The organism is Ferribacterium limneticum (genome assembly GCF_020510585.1).
Taxonomy (GTDB): domain Bacteria; phylum Pseudomonadota; class Gammaproteobacteria; order Burkholderiales; family Rhodocyclaceae; genus Azonexus.
Window position 1 is genome coordinate 118306 of sequence record NZ_CP075190.1, and the last position, 22749, is coordinate 141054.

21 protein-coding genes and 1 tRNA gene are annotated in these 22749 nt (G+C 62.8%); 4 read left to right on the forward strand and 18 right to left on the reverse strand.

Annotated features, from left to right (window positions below; translation table 11 throughout):
* Position 1: 1 nt before the first annotated feature.
* Positions 2-685, reverse strand: coding sequence for a response regulator transcription factor (locus tag KI613_RS00525; RefSeq protein WP_226403288.1), 684 nt, complete (start codon positions 683-685; stop codon positions 2-4).
* 370 nt (positions 686-1055) lie between these two features.
* On the opposite strand from KI613_RS00525, the gene KI613_RS00530 reads away from it, so the two are divergent.
* From KI613_RS00530 to KI613_RS00540, 3 genes are all read left to right on the forward strand, one after another.
* Entirely contained in the window at positions 1056-1676 is a 621-nt protein-coding gene (locus KI613_RS00530) for an EF-hand domain-containing protein (RefSeq protein ID WP_226403289.1), read from the forward strand.
* 74 nt (positions 1677-1750) lie between these two features.
* Positions 1751-1824: transfer RNA gene (locus tag KI613_RS00535), tRNA-Gly, on the forward strand.
* Between the two features lie 242 nt (positions 1825-2066).
* The gene (locus KI613_RS00540) at positions 2067-6587 is read left to right on the forward strand and encodes a PAS domain S-box protein (RefSeq protein ID WP_226405805.1); all 4521 of its coding nucleotides are present in this window, start codon (positions 2067-2069) and stop codon (positions 6585-6587) included.
* Positions 6588-6740: 153 nt separating this feature from the next.
* Here the strand turns inward: KI613_RS00540 and KI613_RS00545 are convergent, their stop codons facing one another.
* The 5 genes from KI613_RS00545 to rapZ form a co-directional block, all read right to left on the reverse strand.
* A complete protein-coding gene (locus KI613_RS00545) occupies positions 6741-7373 on the reverse strand; it encodes an LON peptidase substrate-binding domain-containing protein (protein WP_226403290.1) in 633 nt (210 codons plus the stop codon).
* Position 7374: 1 nt separating this feature from the next.
* On the reverse strand, positions 7375-7986 hold the full coding sequence (locus KI613_RS00550) for a flavin prenyltransferase UbiX (RefSeq protein ID WP_226403291.1): 612 nt from the start codon (positions 7984-7986) through the stop codon (positions 7375-7377).
* Entirely contained in the window at positions 7986-8516 is a 531-nt protein-coding gene (locus KI613_RS00555; protein WP_226403292.1) for a Gx transporter family protein, read from the reverse strand. Before KI613_RS00555 ends, KI613_RS00550 begins: the two co-directional genes overlap by 1 nt.
* The gene (locus KI613_RS00560) at positions 8497-8871 is read right to left on the reverse strand and encodes a NusG domain II-containing protein (RefSeq protein ID WP_226403293.1); all 375 of its coding nucleotides are present in this window, start codon (positions 8869-8871) and stop codon (positions 8497-8499) included. Before KI613_RS00560 ends, KI613_RS00555 begins: the two co-directional genes overlap by 20 nt.
* A gap of 136 nt (positions 8872-9007) precedes the next feature.
* A complete protein-coding gene (rapZ, locus tag KI613_RS00565) occupies positions 9008-9853 on the reverse strand; it encodes an RNase adapter RapZ (protein WP_226403294.1) in 846 nt (281 codons plus the stop codon).
* Between the two features lie 71 nt (positions 9854-9924).
* Here rapZ and KI613_RS00570 point away from each other — a divergent pair, with 71 nt between their 5' ends.
* The gene (locus KI613_RS00570; protein ID WP_226403295.1) at positions 9925-11109 is read left to right on the forward strand and encodes a M20 aminoacylase family protein; all 1185 of its coding nucleotides are present in this window, start codon (positions 9925-9927) and stop codon (positions 11107-11109) included.
* A 65-nt stretch (positions 11110-11174) separates the two neighbouring features.
* Here the strand turns inward: KI613_RS00570 and KI613_RS00575 are convergent, their stop codons facing one another.
* The 12 genes from KI613_RS00575 to KI613_RS00630 form a co-directional block, all read right to left on the reverse strand.
* Positions 11175-12788 carry a methyl-accepting chemotaxis protein gene (locus KI613_RS00575; protein WP_226403296.1) on the reverse strand — a complete coding sequence of 538 codons (1614 nt, stop codon included), beginning with the start codon at positions 12786-12788 and terminating at the stop codon, positions 11175-11177.
* Positions 12789-12852: 64 nt separating this feature from the next.
* The gene (locus KI613_RS00580; RefSeq protein WP_226403297.1) at positions 12853-13767 is read right to left on the reverse strand and encodes an MBL fold metallo-hydrolase; all 915 of its coding nucleotides are present in this window, start codon (positions 13765-13767) and stop codon (positions 12853-12855) included.
* Positions 13764-13946, reverse strand: coding sequence for a DUF1289 domain-containing protein (locus KI613_RS00585; RefSeq protein ID WP_226403298.1), 183 nt, complete (start codon positions 13944-13946; stop codon positions 13764-13766). The genes KI613_RS00580 and KI613_RS00585 overlap by 4 nt, the downstream gene beginning before the upstream one ends.
* A complete protein-coding gene (locus tag KI613_RS00590; protein ID WP_226403299.1) occupies positions 13943-14152 on the reverse strand; it encodes a DUF1289 domain-containing protein in 210 nt (69 codons plus the stop codon). The genes KI613_RS00585 and KI613_RS00590 overlap by 4 nt, the downstream gene beginning before the upstream one ends.
* The gene (locus KI613_RS00595; RefSeq protein ID WP_226403300.1) at positions 14153-15142 is read right to left on the reverse strand and encodes a hypothetical protein; all 990 of its coding nucleotides are present in this window, start codon (positions 15140-15142) and stop codon (positions 14153-14155) included.
* Positions 15139-16044: a hydroxymethylglutaryl-CoA lyase gene (locus KI613_RS00600; RefSeq protein WP_226403301.1), complete on the reverse strand. Its 906-nt coding sequence runs from the start codon at positions 16042-16044 to the stop codon at positions 15139-15141. Before KI613_RS00600 ends, KI613_RS00595 begins: the two co-directional genes overlap by 4 nt.
* A 44-nt stretch (positions 16045-16088) precedes the next feature.
* A complete protein-coding gene (locus KI613_RS00605) occupies positions 16089-16340 on the reverse strand; it encodes a hypothetical protein (protein ID WP_226403302.1) in 252 nt (83 codons plus the stop codon).
* 67 nt (positions 16341-16407) lie between these two features.
* Positions 16408-18417, reverse strand: coding sequence for an acetyl/propionyl/methylcrotonyl-CoA carboxylase subunit alpha (locus tag KI613_RS00610; RefSeq protein WP_226403303.1), 2010 nt, complete (start codon positions 18415-18417; stop codon positions 16408-16410).
* 3 nt (positions 18418-18420) lie between these two features.
* The gene (locus KI613_RS00615; protein WP_226403304.1) at positions 18421-19209 is read right to left on the reverse strand and encodes an enoyl-CoA hydratase/isomerase family protein; all 789 of its coding nucleotides are present in this window, start codon (positions 19207-19209) and stop codon (positions 18421-18423) included.
* A gap of 623 nt (positions 19210-19832) precedes the next feature.
* A complete protein-coding gene (locus tag KI613_RS00620) occupies positions 19833-20411 on the reverse strand; it encodes an FMN-binding negative transcriptional regulator (RefSeq protein WP_404826964.1) in 579 nt (192 codons plus the stop codon).
* A 46-nt stretch (positions 20412-20457) separates the two neighbouring features.
* Positions 20458-22065, reverse strand: coding sequence for a carboxyl transferase domain-containing protein (locus KI613_RS00625; protein ID WP_226403306.1), 1608 nt, complete (start codon positions 22063-22065; stop codon positions 20458-20460).
* Between the two features lie 76 nt (positions 22066-22141).
* Positions 22142-22741, reverse strand: coding sequence for an LOG family protein (locus KI613_RS00630; protein ID WP_226403307.1), 600 nt, complete (start codon positions 22739-22741; stop codon positions 22142-22144).
* Between the last annotated feature and the right edge of the window lie 8 nt (positions 22742-22749).

A 22749-nucleotide genomic window follows, 5' to 3' on the forward strand; every position in this document is an offset into this window, starting at 1 on the left:
CTCAGGACCGGATCAACTGGTAGCCCTGCCGGTAAACTGTCTGGATGCACGAGCGCCCATCGGCCAGCGTGCCCAGCTTGTGGCGAATGCTCGACAAATGGACGTCGATGCTCCGGTCAAAACGGACCAGTGCCCGGCCCAGCGCCTGCTCCGACAGATCGCTCTTGCTGACCGGCCGCCCGGCGTTGCGGGCCAGCACCTCGAGCAAATTGAATTCTGTGCTGGTCAGGTCGACAGCGACGCCAGCCCATTCGGCCAGACGCTGTTCCGGCCGAATGCACAAATCGCCGACCACCAGCGGGGCGTTGCTCGGCTCGGCCGGGGGGGCAGAGCGACGCAGGATGGCGCGCAGGCGGGCGGCCAGTTCGCGCGGCTGGCAGGGTTTGGGGACGTAATCGTCAGCGCCCAGTTCAAGGCCGACGATGCGATCCATGTCGTCGCCCTTGGCCGTCAGCATGAGCACCGGCATCGCGCTGACCGCCCGGATCCGGCGCAAGACCTCGACGCCGGAAAGACCCGGCATCATCACATCGAGCACGGCAATGGCGTATTGCCCGGAAAGCGCCGCCTCGGCGCCGCTCAGGCCATCGTGCAGCGTGGTCACCACAAAGCCGTCCTGGGCCAGATAGTCGCCCAGCATCTCGGCCAGTTCCACGTCGTCGTCCACCAGCAAAACTGCCGCCATTGGTTATTCACCCACAAAATTATCCAGTCCAATCATAGCCAAGGGTGGCGACCGCGGGCGGCTGATTTACAGAGATTTACCTCATGTCCGATTGATTCAGTCAGGTAACGATCGGCAAATATTGCCGGCGAGCGGAATTTGCCGCAAATTGGCCAAAAATTCGGGTAATTGCCGGCCTATTTCCAAAAAACGCATCCGAAAAGCGATTTTCTTAACATTCTTTTACCCGGATTAACCCAAAGCGCCGTCAAATCACCCCGGTTTTGGCCGATAAATTGCACAAGGAAAGCTACTTGGCCAAAGGCCAGGCATTTCGTCAATTTCATCCAAGGAGCCAATCATGTTAAGTGGAATCAACCAAGCATCTCAAATGGCAAGCATGCTGTTTTCAAAGCTGGACACCAAGAGTCAGGGCTATCTCGAAAAAAGCGATCTGGCCGCGGCCTTCAGCCAGATCACCAGCAACGCCAGTCAAAGCACCAGCAGCACGAACGCCGATGACGTCTTCACCGCGCTGGATAGCAACAGCGACGGCAAGGTCACCAAAGACGAGTTCGCCAGCGTACTCGCCAAATTGCAGGAGTCAGTCAGCAGCCAGTTCGGTGGCCAGATGCACGGCGCCGGCGGCATGCCACCCCCGCCGCCGCCAGCCGACGACGCCGGCTTCACCAAGGAAGAGCTGACCAGCCAGCTCGAGTCGGCTGACAGCGGCGATACGCAGCGCACCGAGCTGATCAACAAGATCGTCAACAATTTCGAAGCTGCGGACACCGATAGCGACGGCAAAGTCAGCTTCCAGGAGGCCATGGCCTACGACAAATCAACCGAGTCGACCTCAGCCTCCGATACCGGGACAGCCACCGCGACGACCGCGGCAAACAACAGCGATGCCCAACTGATGATGAAAATCATGCAATTGATGCACGCCTATGGCACCGGCCAGGGTCAGGAAAACAGCGGGATTGCTTCGCTGCTTTCAGTGACCGCATAAGCAATTGGGCCGACCCCGTTCAGGATGATTGAACCGGCCGCCTTCTGCGCTTAGAATGCGGCCTGCAGCCCAGAGCGGGCGTCGTATAATGGTAATACCCTAGCTTCCCAAGCTAGAGCCGTGGGTTCGATTCCCATCGCCCGCTCCACATCGAACTCAGGCAGATCGTTGATCTAAAAAAGAAAAAGCCAACCCGCACCGGTTGGCTTTTTTGTTGTCAAAGTTGGGACACTGCAAGCGACTTTCAATCATGCGTTCATCATCTCGGTTTGCTGGCGCCCGACTCCTGAAATTGCTGGCCTGCGAAACGACATAGTCGCGATCCAAATAAAGGATGGCAGCTAGTGGCCGGGCTGGCTACAATCTGTGCGAGTTTATGAATCGCTTGTGATGATTCTGCAGGGATTGCTTGGCATCCCGTCTGGAGGGGCTTTGGCAGCAAACGGGAATGAACAGCAAGCGCTTCGCGTTGTCGCCTTTGGCGCGTCGGCGGGCGGCTTGCAGGCGCTGCGCCCCATCCTGCGTGGCTTGAAGCGCCAGGGCACGGCCGTCTATGTGGTGGCGCACCACATGTCCCCCAAACAGCCGAGCAACCTGCCGGAACTCTTGGCCGACCGCAGCGAAATGACCGTGGTCCAGGCCCGCAACGGCGAGCGACTGCTGGCCGACCATGTTTATGTCTGCCCGCCAGGCCATCACATTGAGGTGCGTGGCTCATGCCTCGCCCTGACAACAAGCGACGAGACGGGCCACATCGCCCCTTCGGTCGACCTGCTTTTCCAGTCCGTGGCGGAATGCTTTGGCGACCGGGCGGTCGCCGTCATCGTTTCCGGCTCGGGGCATGATGGAACCGCTGGTGCCGGGGCGATCAACGCGATGCGCGGCACGGTCATCGTCCAGTTGCCGGAAGAGGCGGTGCAGCCCGGCATGCCCGAAGCTGCCATCGCCGCCGGCGTCGTCGATTTGATCGGCGGCGTGGACCAGATCGCCGACTGGCTGAACCAGGTCGATGGCCTCAAGGAGGTCAGGAATGCGGAACCGCTCGATGCCAGCACCCAGACCTTTGCCGAGCTTTTCCGCCGGGTGACTGCGGCGACCGGACTCGACCTCGATCAGTACAAGGAAAATACGCTGCGCCGCCAGACCATCCGCCGTTGCCGTGCTCTGGGTCTGGGCTCTCTTGAGGAATATCTGGCCCATGTGACGACGCAGCCGGACGAACTGCAGAGGCTGCAGCAGTCGTTCATGATCTCGGTGTCATCATTTTTCCGCGACCCGGCGGCCTTCGAGGCACTGGAAAAAACCCTGCGCCGCCTGGTTGCCGGCAAGGTTCCCGGGGACTCCATCCGGGTCTGGGTGCCGGGCTGTGCGACCGGCGAAGAGCCTTACTCCATCGCCATTCTGCTGGCCGAAATTCTGGCTGAGCGCCTGACCAGTTTCGCGGTCCACGTTTTCGCTACCGACATCGACCAGGGCGCCCTCGAATTTGCCCGCGTCGGGGTCTACCCGAGCGAAGGCCTGGACGGCCTTAGTGCGGAGCGCCAGGAGCGCTGGTTTGCCCAGGAAGGCGGTGACTGGCGGATCAAGAAGGCGATCCGCGAACTCTGCGTCTTTTCGCTCCATGATGTCACTGCCCATCCGCCTTTCATCAAGATGGATCTGATCAGTTGCCGCAATTTGCTGATCTATTTCAAGCCTGAGCAACAGACCGAACTGATCAATACTTTTCACTATGCATTGAACCCGGATGGCCTGTTGCTGCTCGGCCGCTCCGAATCCACCGGTTTCAATTCGCCTTTGTTCGAGAGCCTCGACGGTGGGCAGAAGGTCTATCGCCGGCGGACCGGCACGGCGCCGCGCCCCTTGCGTTTTGCCCGCCTGGCCATGCCGATTTCCGGGGCCATTCGCCCCGTGCTGGCCCGAGCCAATGTCGCTCCGCTGCGGCAGTCGCAGCAAAGTGCAGCCCTGGCAACCATTGCCGGGGCCTATGGTCCCCCGGGGGTGCTGGTCAATGGCAGCTTCGAACCCCTCCACTTTTTTGGCTCCTCACGACGATATTTTTCGCTGCCCGAGGACACTGCCGATTTTTCGGTATTCGCCCTCTGCCTGCCGGAGTTGCGCAATGAACTGAAAGCCATCGGTTACCGGCTGATTCAGGAGGGGTTGAGCCATCTCGAGGGTGTTTCCGTCGAACTCATGGCCGGCGGCGAAGCCTTGCGGGTCCGCCCGGTCCTCCGGCGGGTCGATTCGACGCCCGACAGCGGGGAATGGACCTACCTTTTCAGTTTCGAAGAAACCCGTCTGCCATCCGGCTCCGTCGCCGCCGTCAGGGACGATGGCCGGGCCGAGGACATCGTGCGGCTGCGCCAGGAACTGGCCGACACCCGCGAACACCTGCAGGCGGTCATCGAGGAGCTGGAAGCTTCCAACGAGGAACTCCAGTCGCTCAACGAAGAAGTCCAGTCGTCCAGCGAGGAGTTGCAGGCTTCCAACGAAGAACTTCAGTCGTCCAACGAGGAATTGACCACTCTCAATGACGAGTTGCGCGTCAAGTCCCAGGAGGCGACGCTCCTCAATACCACGCTGGGCAATATTCAGAATTCCATCCGCAACAGCCTGGTCGTGGTTGACCGGGAGGGTCACGTCACCCGCTACAACCCGCTGGCGACCCGCATCTTCGGCCTGGTGGCCGGCGACCTTGGGCAATCCCTGTTCGGCATTCCCTGTCATCTGCAATTGCCCGATCTGCGCGCCCATATCAATGACGTCGTGACCAGCGGCAACTCGGTGGTGGAGCGGGTCAATCAGGGCGAATTCCATTTCCTGATGCAGATTGATCCCTACCGGAATGAAGTGGGGAAAAATGCCGGTGCCGTCCTGACCTTTGTCGATATTTCCGATCTGTACCGGGCTGAGGCAGCTCAGGAAAGCAGCGAAGTGCGTTTTAGCCAGGTCTGGGAGTCCAGCCTGGAGGGCTTGCTGGTCGTCGACCAGGGCGGTCGTATGGTCATGGCCAACCCGGCTGTGGAAAAGATGTTCGGCTACGCTCCGGGGCAACTCCTCGACCAGTCTGTAGAAGTCCTGGTGCCGGAGAGTATCCGTCAGCGCCATGTCGGGGAGAGGACCGCATTCTTCAGCACCCCGGGGCAAAAACGGCCGATGTCCCTAGTCCGCGATATCCGCGGCGTCCGTCGCGACGGCAGCGAGTTCTTCGTCGAAATCAGCCTGAGCAGCATGGACGTGGATGGGGAACATTACGCTCTGGCCACGGTTGCTGATGTCACCGAGCGCAAGCGTGTCGAAGCCGAACTCGAACGCCATCGCAACTCGCTGGAGGCGCTCGTCGGCGAGCGAACCAGCCAATTGTCCGATCTCTACAACCGGGCGCCCTGCGGCTACCATTCGCTGGACCCCAATGGCGTTTTCGTCAATATCAATGCGACCGAGTGCGACTGGCTAGGTTACCGCCGCGAGGAACTGATCGGCCGGCGGGCCATGGATCTGATGACACCTGAAAGCCAGGCCATCTTTCAGGAGAATTTTCCGCGCTTCCTGGCCGCCGGCGAACTGGGTGGCCTGGAAGTCGAGTTCCGGCGCAAGGATGGCCGCGTCCTTCCCCTGCTGTTGAACGCCCGGGCGGTTTACGACGAGCGCGGTGAATTTCTGCACAGCTTGTCCACCAGCATCGACAACACTGTCCGCAAGAAGGCCGAGCAGGCCTGGATCGCCGCGCGCCAGGCGGCCGAGACCGCGAATCGGGCGAAGAGTGCCTTCCTGGCCAATATGAGCCATGAAATCCGCACCCCCCTGAATGCAATCATCGGCCTTGGCAATATCCTCCGGCGCGGCCATGTCGAGCCCCGGCAGGAGGACCTGCTCGTCAAGATCGACCGCTCCGCCCAGCATTTGCTGACCGTGATCAACGATGTTCTCGACTTGTCGAAGATCGAAGCCGAAAAACTCGAACTGCAGCTGAGTGATTTCGACCTCGGCGAGGTCACTGCCAACATCGCCTCCATGCTGCAGGAAAGGGCTGCCGCCAAGGCCCTGACGCTGACCGTGAGCTGTGAGCCGATCGGCCACCGGGTGCGTGGCGACGTCACGCGCTTTACTCAGTCTCTGCTCAATCTTGCCAGCAACGCCATCAAATTCACCGAAGCAGGCGTTGTCGCGGTCCGTATTCGCCAGCTGGACGAGCGGGACGGCAAAGTTCTAGTCCGCGCCGAAGTCGAGGACACCGGGATCGGCATTGCGCCGGAAATCATGCCGCGGCTGTTCACGCCGTTCGAGCAAGCCGATGCCTCGACCACCCGGAAATATGGCGGCACCGGTCTTGGCCTGGCCATCACCAAGCGCCTGGCCGAATTGATGGGGGGCGAATCCGGCGCCACTAGCGAGGTCGGGGTGGGCAGCACTTTCTGGTTCACCGCCTGGCTGGAAAAGTCTGCCGCCGGTGCCGTGGGAGACCGGCCGGAGGACGGGGTAATCAGCGCCGAAGCGGAATTGCTCCGTGAGTTTTTCGGCACTCCCATCCTGCTCGTGGAAGACGAACCGATCAATCGCGAGGTGGCGCTCACCTTCCTTGAAGATGCCGGACTGACGGTGAGCGCGGTGGCCGATGGTGCCGAAGCCTTGGCCCAGGCCCGCGAGAACAGCTTCGCGCTGGTTCTCATGGACATGCAGATGCCGGTCATGGATGGCCTGGAAGCCACCCGGAAAATTCGCGAGCTGCCCGGCTGGCAGACCATCCCGATCATTGCGATGACGGCCAATGCCTTCGCCGAAGACCGTCGACGTTGCCTTGAGGCGGGAATGAACGACTTCGTGACCAAGCCATTCGAACCAGCGACTTTTTTTGCCACCCTGCGGCAGTGGCTGATCATTGGCCGGCGGGGCGGTGTCGGCGGCTGAGTTCGCCTTCGGTTGTGGAATTTTCGAGATGTCTTGTGGCGATCGACGGCGAGTCCAGAGCGGCCTGCTATCCGGGCAAGAGCCCTTCTGATCAATAACCGGCAGAGTTGGCGGGGGGAGTGATTCCCGCCGCAGTTTCACTCTTTGTCGCAGTCAACCGAGCAGTTTCCGCTGGTCGAGGTATTTTTCGAGGATTTCGAGGCGGGCGAGCGGGTCGTCGAGTTCGAGCAGTTTTTGCTTGGCGAGGTTCTGGATGGGCAGGACTTCAGTGATGCGAAAGCCGACCCATTCGGCTTCGTCGTAGCGGTGCGGTTCGGGCAGGCGTTCGTTGCCGAGGTCGTCGACGACGCGGCGGAGCAGCGGCACGAGGCGCTGGCGTTCGGGTGGCAGCGGCGTCGGGCCGGTTTCGGCGAGCAGTTCGACGCTGGCTTCAAGTTGGTTATTGGAGCCGACGCTGGTTTCGATGATGCGGAAGCGGCGGCTGCCGTGGGCGGTGATCATCAGAATGCCGAGCTGTTCCATTTCCCAGTCGCCGATGCTGGCCAGCGTGCCGACGGCGTGCGGTTCGGCAGTGGCGCCGACTTCGCTGCCTTTTTCGATGAGGCAGACGCCGAAGGGCGAGCCGTCCTTCATGCAGGCGGCGGCCATGTCGAGGTAGCGCTGTTCGAAGATTTTGAGCGGCAGCACGCTACCCGGGAAAAGCACGGTGTTGAGCGGGAAGAGCGGGATGCGCATCGTTTCGACGGCGTTGCCAGTCGGCGAGCGGACGAAGTCGAACCAGCCCATGTCAGCTCTCCTCGCCCCAGCGCTGCATCAGCGTGTGCGGCACGGCGATCTGGTCGAGGACGCGGGCGACGACGAAATCGACGATGTCCTGGACGCTTTGCGGGTGGTGGTAGAAGCCGGGGTTGGGCGGCAGGATGACGGCGCCGGCGCGGCTCAGGCGCAGCATATTTTCGAGGTGGATGGCCGAGAACGGCGTTTCGCGCGGCACCAGAACGAGCTTGCGGCCTTCTTTCAGGACGACATCGGCGGCGCGTTCGATCAGGTTGTCGGCCAGGCCCTGAGCAATGGCGGCCAGGGTGCCCATGCTGCACGGACAGACGACCATGGCGTCGGGCGGGTTGGAGCCGGAGGCGACCGGGGCGAACCATTCTTCGCGTCCGTAGACGGCGAGGTTTTCCGGATTGACCGCAGGATAGCGGGCGAGCAGGGCGGCCTTGGCATCGCTCGGCCGCGATGGCAGGTCGAATTCGAGTTCCTGCCTGGCGACGACCTGCGAGGCTTGCGAGTAGAGCAGCTGCACCTTGCAACCCGATTCGAGCAGGCATTCGAGCAGGCGCAGGCCGTAGGGCATGCCGGAGGCACCGGTCAGCGCGAGGCAGATGGTCTTGGACATCAGGCAGCTTCCGTGGGGGCGGGTTCAGCCAACAGTTTAGCCGCGATCAGGCCGTTGATGGTGCCGAAAACCAGTGCCGCGGCGGCGAAAACCGGGGTGAGGAGAAAGACCCCGTCGTGCGGAATGAGCCAGACGCGGGCGAGCAGCAACTGGCCGCCGATATGGGCGAAGGCGGCGAGAATGGACAGGCTGACCGGGCCGAACCAGCGCTTGGGCAGATGGCGGGCGAGGCCGAGGGTGAGCAGGCTGAGCGTCGTCCCGGTGAGCGACAGGAAGAAGCCGGGGGCGAGGAAGAAGCCGAGCAGCAGGCTGCCGGCCAAAACCCGCAGGGCGCTCACCCAGACCGCCGTGCCCCAGCCGTAGCGGGCCAGCACGACGAGGGTGACGATGTTGGCCAGGCCCGGCTTGACGCCGGGCAGCGGCGACGGGATGGCGGCGTCGACCAGCGACAGGCCGACGGCCGCCGTGGCCAGCCAGGCGACGCGGCGGTCTTCGGCGGTGACGGTGAGCTTAATAACTGATCGAGTCATAGACCTTGGTCCGCCCGGCGATCTGGACGCTGACGCGGTTGGGGGCGCAGATGGCGATTTCGCCGGGACGCATGAGCCAGCCCTGCTTGACGCAATACTGGCGCGGGCTGGGGTCGGAAACGACGCGGGCGCGGCCGGGTTCGACGGCGATCAAGGTGGTGCCGAGCGGGCCGGCGACTTCGTATTGCTTGCGCGCCTTGAGGTCGACTTCGGCGAAAACGCGGCCTTCCTGGCGGATGATGGCGCGGTCGGCCAGTCCGCCCTGCCAGAAAACCGGGATGCTGATGCCGACGGCGGCAGCGCTGAGCAGCATGATCAGCCAGTCGCCGGGGCGGATCAGGGTCAGCCAGTTCATGGCCTTGCCCGGTGCCGGGGCATTTCAATTTTGGCCATTTTTTCCGGTTGACCGTGGGAATTGTTCTGCGGCTTGTCGACGGTGCTGACGGCGGTCAAGCGGGCCGGTACATGCCGGCCTGGGCAGTCGTTCACGTTCAGGCGCCGGCCAGCGTACGGTGGCGGACGAGCACCCGGGCGCGCGTGGCGAATTCGTTGGCCAGCCATTCGGCCAGGTAAACCGAGCGGTGCTGGCCACCCGTGCAGCCGATGGCCACCGTCAGATAGTTGCGGTTGTCGCGGATGTAGGCCGGTAGCCAAGTGGCGACGAAGCGGCAGATATCATCGCGCATGCGGCGGACTTCTTCCTCGGCTTCGAGGAAGTCGACGACCGGCTGGTCCTTGCCGGTCAGGGCGCGCAATTCCGGGTCGTAGTGCGGGTTGGGCAGGCAGCGGACGTCGAAGACGAGATCGGCGTCGAGCGGGATGCCGTGCTTGAAGCCGAAGGATTCGAACATCAATGTCAGGCCCTGGCCGGGTTCGGCCTCGATGAACTGGCGGACCCATTCGCGCAGGCCGCTGGCCTTCATGCCGCTGGTGTCGATGCGGTGGCCGAGGGTGGAAATCGGCTCGAGCAACTTGTTTTCAGCCCGGATGGCTTCTTCCAGCGTCTGTCCGGCGGTGGCCAGCGGGTGACGGCGCCGCGATTCGGAATAGCGCTTGAGCAGCGTTTCCTCGTGGGAAAAGAGAAAGAGAAAGGTGACTTCGACGCCGTCTTCCTTCAATTTGTCGAGCTTGGCCGGCAGCAGATCCATGCCGTGCCCGGAACGGGCGTCGATGGCGACGGCCACCTTGTCGACATTTTCTTCCTTGAGCATCCCGGCGAGCACCGTCAGCATGATCACCGGCAGGTTGTCCACGCAGTAATAACCGGCGTCTTCAAGCAGGTTCAGGGCGACGGACTTGCCGGAGCCGGAAAGTCCGCTGATCAGAATGAGTTCCATGGGGGCAGAGCATAATCAAGGCGGCGCCCGGTATCAACCCGCGGCATAATAGAAAAAAACAGGAGATCATCATGCCCCCGACAATTCCTCTGCTTGACCTCCCCTTTTTGGCCGAACTGACCGCGCTGCGCCGCGACATTCATGCCCATCCCGAACTGGCTTTCAATGAGCAGCGGACGGCCGACATCGTCGCCGGCGAACTGGAGCGTTACGGCCTCGAAGTCCATCGCGGCATCGCCAAAACCGGCGTCGTTGGCGTCTTGCGCGCCGGCACCTCGACCAAAATGGTCGGCCTGCGCGCCGACATGGACGCGCTGCCGTTGGCCGAAATGAACGAATTCCCGCATCACTCGAAGCACGCCGGAAAAATGCACGCCTGCGGCCACGACGGCCATACCGCCATGCTCCTCGGCGCCGCCCGCCATCTGGCGCAGCACCCCGATTTCGACGGCGTCGCCGTGTTCATCTTCCAGCCGGCCGAGGAATCCGAAGGCGGCGCCGCCGTGATGATCGAGGACGGCCTGTTCGAGCGCTTCCCGGTCGAGGCCGTGTTCGGCCTGCATAACTGGCCGGGCATCCCGGTTGGCGAAATGGCCGTCATGCCCGGGCCGGTCATGGCCGGCACCTGCGCTTTCGAAATCATCGTGCGCGGCCACGGCTGTCATGCCGCCATGCCGCATCAGGGGGTCGATTCCATCGTTGCCGGGGCGCAACTCGTGCAGGCCCTGCAAACCGTGGTCAGTCGCACGCTGCACCCGTGCGAATCGGCCGTGGTCAGCGTCACCCAATTTCATGCCGGCGAGGCGTGGAACATCATTCCCGAAGAAGTGGTGTTGCGCGGCACCATCCGCAGCTTCAAGCCGGAGGTGCAGGAAGGCATCGAGCGCGCCGTCGAACGGTTGTGCAGCGGTATCGCCGCGGCCAATGGGGCGCAAATCAGTGTCCAGTTCGACCACCGCTACCCGCCGACGGTCAACAGCGTCAACGAAGCCAAATTCTGCCGCGAAGTCGCCGCCGAGGTGTTCAAGCCGGAACGCGTGCTGACCGACATCCTGCCCTCGATGGGCGCCGAGGATTTCGCCTACATGCTCAATGAAAAGCCGGGCTGCTACGTCTGGCTCGGCAATGGCCCGGGCACCGGCGGCTGCACGCTGCATAACCCGCACTACGACTTCAATGACGAATTGCTGACGCTGGGCGCCAGCTACTGGGTGCGCCTCGTCCAGCGTTTCCTGCCCGTGAATCTGCCCGCCTGAAAGAGTTTTCAGGGCGAAAAAAAGCGGCGTTGAACGCCGCTTTTTTGCGATGTGCGCTGCCCGGCCTACAACTTGAAGCGGGAAATCTGCTGGTTCAACTCGCCGGCCATGCCCTTCAGGCGCTCGGCCGACGCCACGACGTCGCGCATGGCGCGGGCACCCACTTCGATCAGGTTGCGAACTTGCTCGATGTGCTTCTGCATGGTGCCTTCGTTCTGATATTCGACGCTGATCGCATCGGTAATGCGTGCCACCACCTGCGTCACCTCGAGTGAGCTGGTGTTCATCCGGTCGAAAGCATCGCGGGCCTGATTGGACAACTGGACGCTGTCATCGACCTGGCGCATGCCGGATTCCATGGCATCGACGGCGCGCGCCGTGCCAGTGTGGATGCTGTCGACCATGGCGGATATTTCGGCGGTCGATTTCGTGGTGCGTTCGGCCAGCTTGCGTACCTCGTCGGCAACCACGGCAAAGCCGCGTCCCTGTTCGCCGGCGCGCGCCGCTTCAATGGCGGCATTGAGGGCGAGCAGGTTGGTCTGGCTGGCAATATCGGAGATGACGCCAAGGATGGAATTGATCTGGGCGGATAGCGTGCCCAGTTCGCGGATGTGGGTGGCCGTGACCTGCACCGAACTGGCCATAGATTTCGTTTCTTCTGCCGCCTTGCTGGCCAGTGCCGCGCCGCTGCCGGAAATTTCGCTCGATCCCTTGACGATCTGCTCGGCCTCATTGACCGCACCCATGACCTGATGGAGGCTTTGCGAAAGGCTCTCGCCGTTGCTGACCATGCTGCGCGCGACATCCAGTTGCTGATCGCTGCCGCTCGCTACCTGCGAGGTGGCCGACGCCATCTGGGTCGCCGTCTGGGCCACGTCGTTCGCATGCCTGGCGAGCGTGCCGACCAGCTCGCGCAGGTGGGTCTGCATGGCGGCCAGCCCGGCCAGCAGGCTGTCCTGGTCGCCATCGGCAATGGTGATCGGCTGCGTCAGGTCGCCGGTGGCCACCGCATTTGCGACCTGGCGGGCGTAGCCGGGTTCGCCACCGAGTTCGCGGCGCACGTAGGCCAGCGTGGTAACGACGCTGGCGATACCGACCAGAATGGCCAGTGCCGACAGCGCCAGCACGATGTTTCCGGCCTGCTCGGCCTTGCCGGCGACTTCAAGGCGTTGGGCATCGGTGGCCTTGTCGATGACCTCGAGGTCATCGAGCAGGGCCTTCTTCAAGGCGCGCCAGGCGGGCGTTTCCTTGCTGTTGATCAGAGTCTTCGCGTCGTCCGTGCGGCCAGCCTTGATCGCCGCGAGAACTTCAGTCTGGGCATCGGCCTGGGCCTGGGCGAGCGGTCCGAGGCGAGCCAGCGAACTGCTGAAGCCGTCGACGGACGAGGCGGCGCGGGTGGCAGCTTCGCGTGCCGTGGCGAAGTCCTTGCGGGCTTTTTCGAGATTCTCGAAAGCCTTGGGATTGCTCGGGTCGAGGACAATGTTGCGCAACGCCTGGCCCATTTGCAGGCCCTGGCTGTACATGTCCTGATAGCCGTGCTGCAGGGCGCCGATGCCATCGAGGAAGCTGCCGAAGCGCGCCGAGGTGCTGCGCAGGCCGCTGTTGGCGACGATAACAGCGGCAATGAAAGCGGCCATGATCAAGGCCATGCCGAGTAACAGGCGGTTGCGGAAACTCATTGCCAAACCCCTTTTTATATTAGGGTTTCATTGTACGGCTTGGCTAGCGCGGGAGCCAGTTCGATCAGCCGGCGGTGATCATTCCATCGCTGAGTCTGAGGGCATTGACCAGCAGCAGTTCGCGTTCGACGCCGGCCACCAGCCGCTCATCGGAGAGATTGAGGAAGCGGGCATTGACGTCGACGGCAAAGGGCAGCGCGAGCACGAAAGCGGGGAAGTCGGCTTTCGGCAACTGGCGTTTTTCCATCATTGCGAACGACACGATGACCTTGATGGCATGCCAGGCGAGTTGTCCGATATTGCTGCGGAAGTTGGCAAGGCGCCGGAAAGCCCGTTCAAAAGCCGCGTCGACCGTGGAAAACGGCTTGCCGTGGCCAGGAATGACGATGTCGATGGGCAGCCGGGAGAGCATTTCCAGGGTTTCCTGCGCGCTGGCCAGGCCGTCGGCTTCACCGAGCAGTTCGGGGAAAATGACGCCGAAGCCGTTTTCCCACAGGGCATCGCCGGAAATCAGGATGCGCTTTTCCGGGTTGTAGTAGGCCAGTGCCTCCATGTCGTGCCCGGGAACGGCGAGCGCCTGCCAGTTGAGGCCGCCCATCTCGACTTCGTCGTTGGCGTCGATCAGGCTGTCGTGCTGGAAGCGCGCGCTTTGCTGGCCGAGCGGGGAGAGCAGCAGGGCATCCTTGTCCCAGTCGGCAATGGCCGCGTGCAGGCCGGCCGGGACGATGATCGCGCAGTCGAAGGCCGCCTTGAGCGCAGCGTTGCCGCCGATATGGTCGGAATGCGAATGGGTGTTAATCAGGCGGGCCAAGCTGCGGCCGGCCAGGGCGTGATGGACCAGGTCGACCGTCTGTTCGGCATGCGTGACGTAGCCGCTATCGATCAGGGTGGCCTGATCGCCGTCGAAAAGCAGGATGTTGTTGGCCGACAGCCAGCCGCGTTCGAGGACGAGCAGACTGGCCGGGAGGGCTACGCTCATTCCGGCTTTTCCGGACTACCGTCACGATTGGCCGGCTGAGTTGTCGTCGGCACGGCCAGTTCGGCCACGATGCCCGGCGCGCTCAGCGGCGGCCGGCCGCAGCCGAGGCAATAGCCGGAATCGGGGTCGGCCATGCAGATGCCGACGCATTGGTAGAGTTCTTCGTCCTGGTTGTTCATTTTGCGTTGCCGTTGCTGCGTATATCGCTTTCCTGCGGGGCCTGTTCGTGGCGTCGCCGGGCGACGTTGGCCAGGATGTGCTGCTGCTCGGCGGCGTCGAGGCGCGACCAGGCCGTGATTTCATCGATAGTGCGCAAGCAGCCCTGGCACAGGCCGTTGTTCGCATCCATCTTGCAGATATTGATGCAGGGTGAGGGAGTTGTCATTCAAATCAACATGAAGCGGTGTTGCTGGTCGCGGACCATTTCAACGGCTTCGAGGGCTTCGTCGCGACTGATTCTGGCCAGCATGGCCAGATGAAGACGGCGGTCGCGGGCAGTTAGTTCCGGGAAGTTGAGGGTATGGGCGTTGATGTCCTCGTTGCCGTCGTCGGTCACAACGCCCTGACGGTCCACCGTGATGCTGACGGGTGTCAGGTGCAGAGCCGGTTCGGGCGACTTGAGGTAGTCGGCCAGCGCGTGGACCAGATGTTCGGGCATCAGCGATTCGGCGGTGTGGCGCAGTTTGGCGTCGAGCTCGGCCAGGTGACGAGTGCCGACTTCCAGTGCATGGCCGCCCGAGGTGCCGCGCAGGACGGTCAGGTGGGCGCGCTCGACCGACACATCGGCGCGCAGACCTTCGCGTTCGTCGCGCAGGGCCTTGACGTGGGCGTGGAAGGTGTGAAGCAGGCTTTCCAGGGCCTTGCAGCGCAGGCCGTGCAGGGTGGTGTCGAGCTGGCAGCTCGGCTCGATCAGCGTCTGGCCGGAGAAAAAGAGCACGAGCTGGGGGACATCGCTGCGGATGACATCGCCCTGTTGCGCCAAGCCGAGCTGTTTTTTCTGTTGCCGGCGGGCAGCAAACATGGCGTAGAAATATTCGCTTTCCCAGCTGCACGGCTCGGCGAGAAAGTCGCGCACGGCCTGGCTGCGGCCGAGCATCTGGTCGATGTCGCCGGCCGTGGCGAACAGCGCGTGCACCAGCGGATCGTCAGCAAAGGCCTTGCGGTTGATGTCGATCGGGCCGGGTAGTGAGGCGACCAGCCCGTCGCAGTAACCCAGCGCATAGTCGACAGGGCCGCTCAGGTGTTTTTCGAAACCCGGGGCAGCCTTGAGCATCGGGTCCACCATCTCGGCCACCCGGTCGAGCGCCTTGCGCAGGGACGGATCCAGCGGCGGCGCAGGCTTGAGAAAATCAGCGACGGTGGAAAGAAGGCTCACTCGGACCTGGCACAAAGAGCCCGGCCGGCCTTGGCGCCATTCGGGCGGTTGATGGCGCTGGAAATCCAGTCGCCGACAGCTGCCAGTTTAGCCAGATCGATGCCGGTTTCAATGCCCATGCCTTGCAATAAATAAACAACGTCCTCGGTTGCCACGTTGCCGGAGGCGCCTTTGGCGTATGGGCAACCGCCAAGGCCGGCGATCGAACTGTCGAATACGGCCATGCCCATCTGCAGCGAGGCGTAGATGTTGGCGATGGCCATGCCGTAGGTGTCGTGATAATGGCCGGCCAGTTTTTCGATGGGGAGCAGTTTGGCGCAGGCTTCGATCAGCCGTTTGACCGAAGCCGGATTGCCGACGCCGATGGTGTCGCCGAGGGAGACTTCGTAGCAACCCATGTCGAACAGGGTCTTGGCGACTTCGGCGGCCTTTTTCGGGTCGACTGCACCTTCGTACGGACAGCCGACAACACAGGAAACATAGCCGCGGACCGGGATTTCCAGTGCCGAGGCGGCCGAAACAACCGGTTCGAAGCGTTTCAGGCTCTCGGCAATCGAGCAATTGATGTTTTTTCGGGAAAAACTCTCGGAGGCGGCGCCAAAGATGGCGACTTCGCTCGCGCCGGCTTCTATGGCTGCATCAAAACCTTGCAAATTTGGCGTTAAAACCGGGTAGACCGTGGCAGCGTTGCGTTTAATGCCACGCATGACTGCCGCGTTGTCGCCCATCTGCGGCACCCATTTCGGCGAGACGAAGGAGGTCGCTTCAATGACGCGTAGCCCGGCATCGGCGAGGCGTTCGATCAATTCGATCTTGATCGCGGTGGGGACCACCTGCGCTTCATTTTGCAGGCCGTCACGCGGGCCGACTTCGACGATTTTTACGTGTTTTGTCAGGTTCATGGTGAATGCTCAGCAAGTTGGCATCAGAAGGCAGGATATTCCGTTCAATCCTGATCGCGTAACCAGTAAGTGGCAGTACAAAGCGCCAGACCGACGGCGTAGAGTTGCCAGGTTTCGGAAATGGCGTAGGGGTAGAGCATCAGCGCGACGCCCAGCCATTTGACGTAGGGGCGGGCGCGTTGTTTTCCGTAGCGGTAGCCGGCCAACCCGAGCAGCCCGAAGATGATGGCGCCGATCAGGTAGGCCGGCGTCGGCAGGGTCAGGCCAAGGGATTGTAGAGAATTCAGGTCTTCCACGAACGGCTCCGACGAAAGCGACAGTTAGCGACATGTTCTCACCGGGTGCATGGTAACCGCGCCCGACTCATGACACGCCTTCGAATTCGACCAGCGCAGCGCCATCGCTCACTTGCTCGCCCGCTGCATAGCAGAAAGTCTTGATGATGCCGGCGGCGGGAGCGGTGATGGTGTGCTCCATTTTCATCGCTTCGAGGATGAGCAGCGGGGCGCCTTTTTCCACCTTTTGGCCCGGTTGGGCGAGCAGGGCGACGACCTTGCCGGGCATCGGCGCGGTCAGGCCGCCGCCCTGCGCACCGCCGGCTTCGACTAAATGCAGCGGGTCGTCACGGAGAAGTGAGTACGTGCTTCCATTGAGAAAGATGCTGCGTTTTTCATCGACCGCGACAACGCTGGCCATCAGCCGGCGGTCGTCGAGTTCGACGGCGAAGCGGTCGCCGTCGAGCTTCTTGCCGCGGGCCAGCGTGGTCTGGCCGTGGATCGTGATCTGCCATTTGTCGCCTTGGTAGCGCACCAGGGTTTCGATCAGGCTGTCACCGTCGCGAAAGCCGATCATGCGGGCAGCAGAGAGGTTCATCCGCCAGCCGTCGCGGGCGTGCCACGGCGAGCACGGGTCGCCGCTGGCCTTGGCGGCCTGTTTGGCTGCGTGCTGTTCCCAGAGCAGTTCACCGACCGTGGCGACGAGCAGCGCATCGCGCGGCACGGCCTGGGTGGCGGGGAAGAGGAATTCCTTCTGGCGTTCGATCAGGCCGGTGTCGAGGTCGGCGCCGCTAGAGTTACTAAAGGCCGGGCAGGCGACGAGGCGGGAGAGGAAATCGATATTGGTGGTCACCCCGGCCACCTGATAGTCGGCCAGCGCCTTGCGCATCCGCGCCAGCGCGGCGTCGCGATGCTCGTCCCAGACGATGAGCTTGGCGATCATCGGGTCGTAGAAAGGCGTGATCTCGTCGCCTTCCTCGACGCCGGTGTCGACGCGGACGTTGAGGCTTTCGGCCGGTGGCGACAGACGGACCAGCATGCCGGTCGAGGGCAGGAAGCCTTTGTTGGCATCCTCGGCGTAAATGCGCGCTTCGAGGGCGTGACCGCGGATCTGCAGTTGTTCCTGGGCGAGCGGCAGCGGCTGGCCGGCGGCGACGCGCAACTGCCATTCGACGAGGTCCTGGCCGGTGATCATTTCGGTGACCGGGTGCTCGACCTGCAGGCGGGTGTTCATTTCCATGAAATAGAACGAGCCGTCCTGGTTGGCGATGAACTCGACGGTGCCGGCGCCGACATAGCCGACGGCCTTGGCGGCGGCGACGGCGGCCTTGCCCATCTCGTGGCGGCGCGCATCGGTCATGCCGGGGGCGGGGGCTTCCTCGAGCACCTTCTGGTGGCGGCGTTGCACCGAACAGTCGCGTTCGAAGAGATAGACGCAATCGCCCTGCGTGTCGGCGAAGACCTGGATTTCGATGTGGCGCGGCTTGGTGATGTATTTTTCGATCAGCACGTGATCGTTGCCGAAGCTGGAAATCGCTTCGCGCTTGCACGAGGCGAGGGCGTCGGGGAAATCCTCGGAGCGTTCAACCAGGCGCATGCCCTTGCCGCCACCACCGGCTGCTGCCTTGATCAGCACCGGATAGCCGATGGCGTCGGCTTCCTGGTGGAGCAGGGCCGGCGTCTGGTCGTCGCCGTGGTAGCCCGGGGTGAGCGGTACGGCGGCCTTGCCCATCAATTTCTTGGCTTCCGATTTGGAGCCCATGGCGCGGATCGCCGAAGCCGGCGGGCCGATGAAGGCGATGCCGTTGGCGGCCAGCGCATCGGCAAAATCGGCGTTTTCGGAGAGGAAACCGTAGCCGGGATGGACTGCCTGGGCGCCGGTGCGCTTGCAGGCATCGACGATCTTGTCGGCGACAAGGTAGGACTCGCGGGCGGCGGCCGGGCCGAGCAGTACGGCCTCGTCGGCGAGGCGGACATGGCGGGCGTTGGCATCGGCCTCGGAATAGACGGCGACAGTACGGATGCCCATGCGGCGAGCCGTTTTGATGACACGGCAAGCGATCTCGCCACGGTTTGCGATCAAAATTTTGTTGAACACGGCTTATTCCCCAATCCAGGCGGGTGAACGTTTGTCGAGGAAGGCAGTGATACCTTCGCGGGCTTCCGGCGTGGTGCGCAGGTGGGCGATGCGGTGGGCGGTGTCGTCAACCAGCGTGTCGTTGATCGGCCGGCCGCTGACGGCGCGGATCAGATCCTTGGCGGCGGCCTGGGAAAGCGGGCCGCCTTGCAGCAGCGAGCCGACGATTTCCTGCACCTTGGCATCCAGTTGTTCCGGCTCGACGGTTTCATGGACGAGGCCGATTTCGCGGGCGCGGGCGGCATCGATGCGCTCGGCCGACTGGAAATAGCGGTAAGCCTGGCGGGCGCCAATGGCGCGCAGGACGTAGGGCGAAATGGCCGCCGGGATGATGCCGAACTTGACTTCGGATGTTGCAAAGACGGCCTTGGTCGAGGCGACGGCGATGTCGCAGGCGGCGGCCAGACCCATGCCGCCACCGAGCGCGGCACCCTGGACGCGGGCGATGGTCGGCTTCTTCATTTCGGCCAGCACGCGGAGCATGCGGGCCAGGGCGCGGGCGTCGTTGAGGTTGTCATCGAGGCCGTTATTGGCGGCACGCTTCATCCAGTTGAGGTCGGCCCCGGCTGAGAAGCTCTTGCCACGGCCGGCGAGGATGACGACGCGGATGTCGTTATCGGCCTCGATGGCGATGCAGGCGGCGGTCAGTTCGGCGATGAGGGTTTCATCGAAGGCATTGTGGAGGTCGGGGCGGTTCATCCAGATCGTGGCGACCGGGCCGGTGAGTTGTATTTCCAAGGCTTGGAAGGGCATTTGTTTGTCTCTTTATTGGCTATTTTTGTTTGATTAGCTTGGGGTTCCGCCCTTGCGGGGCGGCTTACTTTCTTTTGCTTCGCCAAAAGAAAGTAAGCAAAGAAAAGGCGACCCTGGGTCGGTGCCGGCGTTGCCGGTTCCCTGTGCTACTCGGCAGGCCGGGCGGCTGCGGAACTCGGGGCTGCGCCCCTCAGACAGTCCTCGCCGAAATCCCCCGGCCTTCCTGCGTTGCTCGGCACCTCTCAAGGGGCCCGGTGAAACGATCCGTGCTTGAGCTTGGGTGCCTGAATGGCAGATTTCATTTTTGGTCGTATTTTCCGGTTGACCGTGGAAACTGGCTTTTTGGTGAACGACGGTTGAGCGAGGACGTCTTTGGGGTCCCCGTGCAAGGCGCTGAGCAACGCAGGCGGGCCGGGGGCCGTCGGCTGGCGTTGTCTGAGCCGCAGGCGAGTTTAGCCAGCCGCCCGGCCTGCCGAGTAGCGCAAGGAACCCGAAGGGCGCCGCCCCCGGGGTCGCCTTCTTTTTGGCTACTTTTTCTTGGCGAAGCAAGAAAAAGTACGCCCGCCAACAAGGCGGAACCCCAACCTCATTCAAAGGAACCCCAAGCTGAAATAAGGAAAATCTCATTTCAAACCCCTCTCCCGAATCAACCCAGCCATCGGCTGCCCATCCATCGCCGCAATCAAACTCGCCTGATTAACCGCCGGCTGATTCTGGCTAACCTTCCATTTTCCGACTAAGCGGTCGATGGATATCTCGATCCCGACAACCGCCCCAAGCATCTTCCCGATGTAATCAGCCGGCGCATCATCAACCGCCCACGGACGCGGCAACCCGGCTTCGTGCTCAGCGGTCAACGCATGCAACTGGGCCAAAAGCCAGTCAGCATCGTCAATCAGACGTAGCTCGCCATAGACATGCACCGCCGTGTAATTCCAGGTCGGCACCACCTTGCCATGCTCGGCCTTGGTCGCGTAGTTCGACGGGCTGATGTAACAGTCCGGACCTTTGAAAATGACGAGAATTTTCCGGTTGACCGTGGCATCCGCCGCCAGCAGATTGGCCCGCGCAATGTGGCCGCGCAAGCTGCCGTTCGGCCCGGCAGCCGCATCCAGATGCAACGGGATATGGTTGGCCTCCAGCCCGTCCGCACCCTGCGTGACGACCGTGGCGAGTGGAAAGGCGCGCATCAGCTCGTGCATGATGCCGACGTCGGTTTCCGCAAAATGCTTGGGTAGGTACATTGCCTTACATCCGGAAAATGCCGAACTTCGTCTCTTCGGCCGGGGCGTTCATCGACGCCGACAACCCAAGGCCGAGCACCCGGCGCGTATCGGCCGGATCGATGATGCCGTCGTCCCACAGTCGGGCCGAGGCGTAGTAGGGGTGGCCCTGCGTCTCGTACTGCTCGCGGATCGGGTCCTTGAAGGCGGCTTCTTCCTCGGCGCTCCAGGTCTTGCCGGCGGCTTCGATGCCGTCGCGCTTGACGGTGGCCAGCACGCCGGCCGCCTGTTCGCCGCCCATGACCGAGATCCGGGCGTTCGGCCACATCCACAGGAAGCGCGGCGAGTAGGCGCGGCCGCACATGCCGTAGTTGCCGGCGCCGAACGAGCCGCCGATGACGACGGTGAATTTCGGCACCTTGGCGGTGGCGACGGCAGTCACCATCTTTGCGCCGTCGCGGGCGATGCCGCCGTTTTCGTACTTGCGGCCGACCATGAAGCCGGTGATGTTCTGCAGGAAAACGAGCGGAATCCCGCGCTGGGCGCAAAGTTCGATGAAATGTGCACCCTTGAGCGCCGATTCGCTGAATAAAATCCCGTTGTTGGCGACGATACCGACCGGGTAGCCGTAAATGCGGGCAAAGCCGCAAACCAGCGTCGTGCCGTAGCGGGCCTTGAATTCGTCGAAATCGGAGCCATCGACGATGCGGGCAATAATCTCGCGGACGTCGAAGGGCTTTTTCGCGTCGGTCGGGATGACGCCGTACAATTCTTCGGCGGCATAGGCTGGTTCGGTGGGTACAGTCAGGGTGACCGGCGGCTGTTTCTTCCAGTTCAGATCCTTGACGATGCGCCGGGCGATGGCCAGCGCGTGGGCATCGTTCTCGGCCAGATGATCGACCACGCCGGATATGCGCGTATGGACGTCAGCGCCGCCGAGGTCTTCGGCCGACACCACTTCACCGGTCGCCGCCTTGACCAGCGGCGGACCACCCAAAAAGATCGTGCCCTGATTCTTGACGATGATCGACTCGTCGCACATGGCCGGCACGTAGGCGCCACCGGCCGTGCATGAGCCCATGACGGCGGCGATCTGCGGAATGCCGGCGGCCGACAGGTTGGCCTGGTTGAAGAAGATGCGGCCGAAGTGTTCCTTGTCCGGAAAGACCTCATCCTGCATGGGCAAAAAGGCGCCGCCGGAATCGACCAGATAGACGCAGGGCAGCCGGTTTTCGAGGGCGATTTCCTGGGCGCGCAGATGTTTTTTTACAGTCAGCGGGTAATAGGTGCCGCCCTTAACGGTGGCGTCGTTGGCAACGACCATGCATTCGACGCCATTGACCCGGCCGATGCCGGCGATCACCGAGGCGGCCGGCACGTCACCGCCGTACATGCCGTAGGCCGCAAACTGGCCGATTTCGAGGAAGGGCGTGCCGGGGTCGAGCAGGCCATTGACCCGCTCGCGCGGCAGCAACTTGCCACGGGCAATGTGCTTCTGGCGCGCCGCTTCCGGGCCGCCGAGGGCGATCTTCTCGACCTTTTCGTGCAGGTCGGCGACCACGCTGGCCATGGCCGCCGCGTTGGCCTGGAAATCGGCCGAGCGCGGGTTAAGTTGGGATTTCAGGGTGGTCATGTCTCTTCCTAGTTATTAGTTGCCTAAGGGCTAGAGTGGTTTTGCCAACAGCTCAAGCCCCTAGGCAACTCGATCCTCACAACTGCTTTTCCTCTTTAAGCCACTTGCTGACCGGCTCCGGCCGGTAGGCAGTCATGGTGGCGAGCAGTTTTTCGATGTCGGTGTCGGCCAGTGCCATGGCCCGGTTCTGGGCGCGCAGGAAGCCCTCGGCGACGGCCATGTCGAACATGGCGAGCAGCGGGTCGTAGAAACCGTTTACGTTGAGCAGGCCCATCGGTTTGGCATGAAAGCCGAGCTGGCCCCAAGTCAGGATTTCGCAGAATTCCTCGAAGGTGCCGAAGCCGCCGGGCAGGGCGATGAAGCCGTCGGACAGCTCGGCCATGCGCGCCTTGCGCGTGTGCATCGAATCGACCACCTCGATGCGCGTCAGCGCCCGGTGATCGACGGCGCGGCCGGCGACTTCCTTGCCCATCAACGCTTCCGGGATGACGCCGATGACCGTGCCGCCGGCTTCCAGGCAGGCATCGGCAACGGCGCCCATGAGGCCGATATTGCCGGCGCCATAGACCAGCTCGATGCCGCGGGCGGCGAGCAGGCGACCGAGCGTTTCAGCCTCGGCCCGGTAGATCGGATTGCTGCCGGCGTTCGAGCCGCAGAAGACGCAGAGTCGTTTCATAGTGTCCT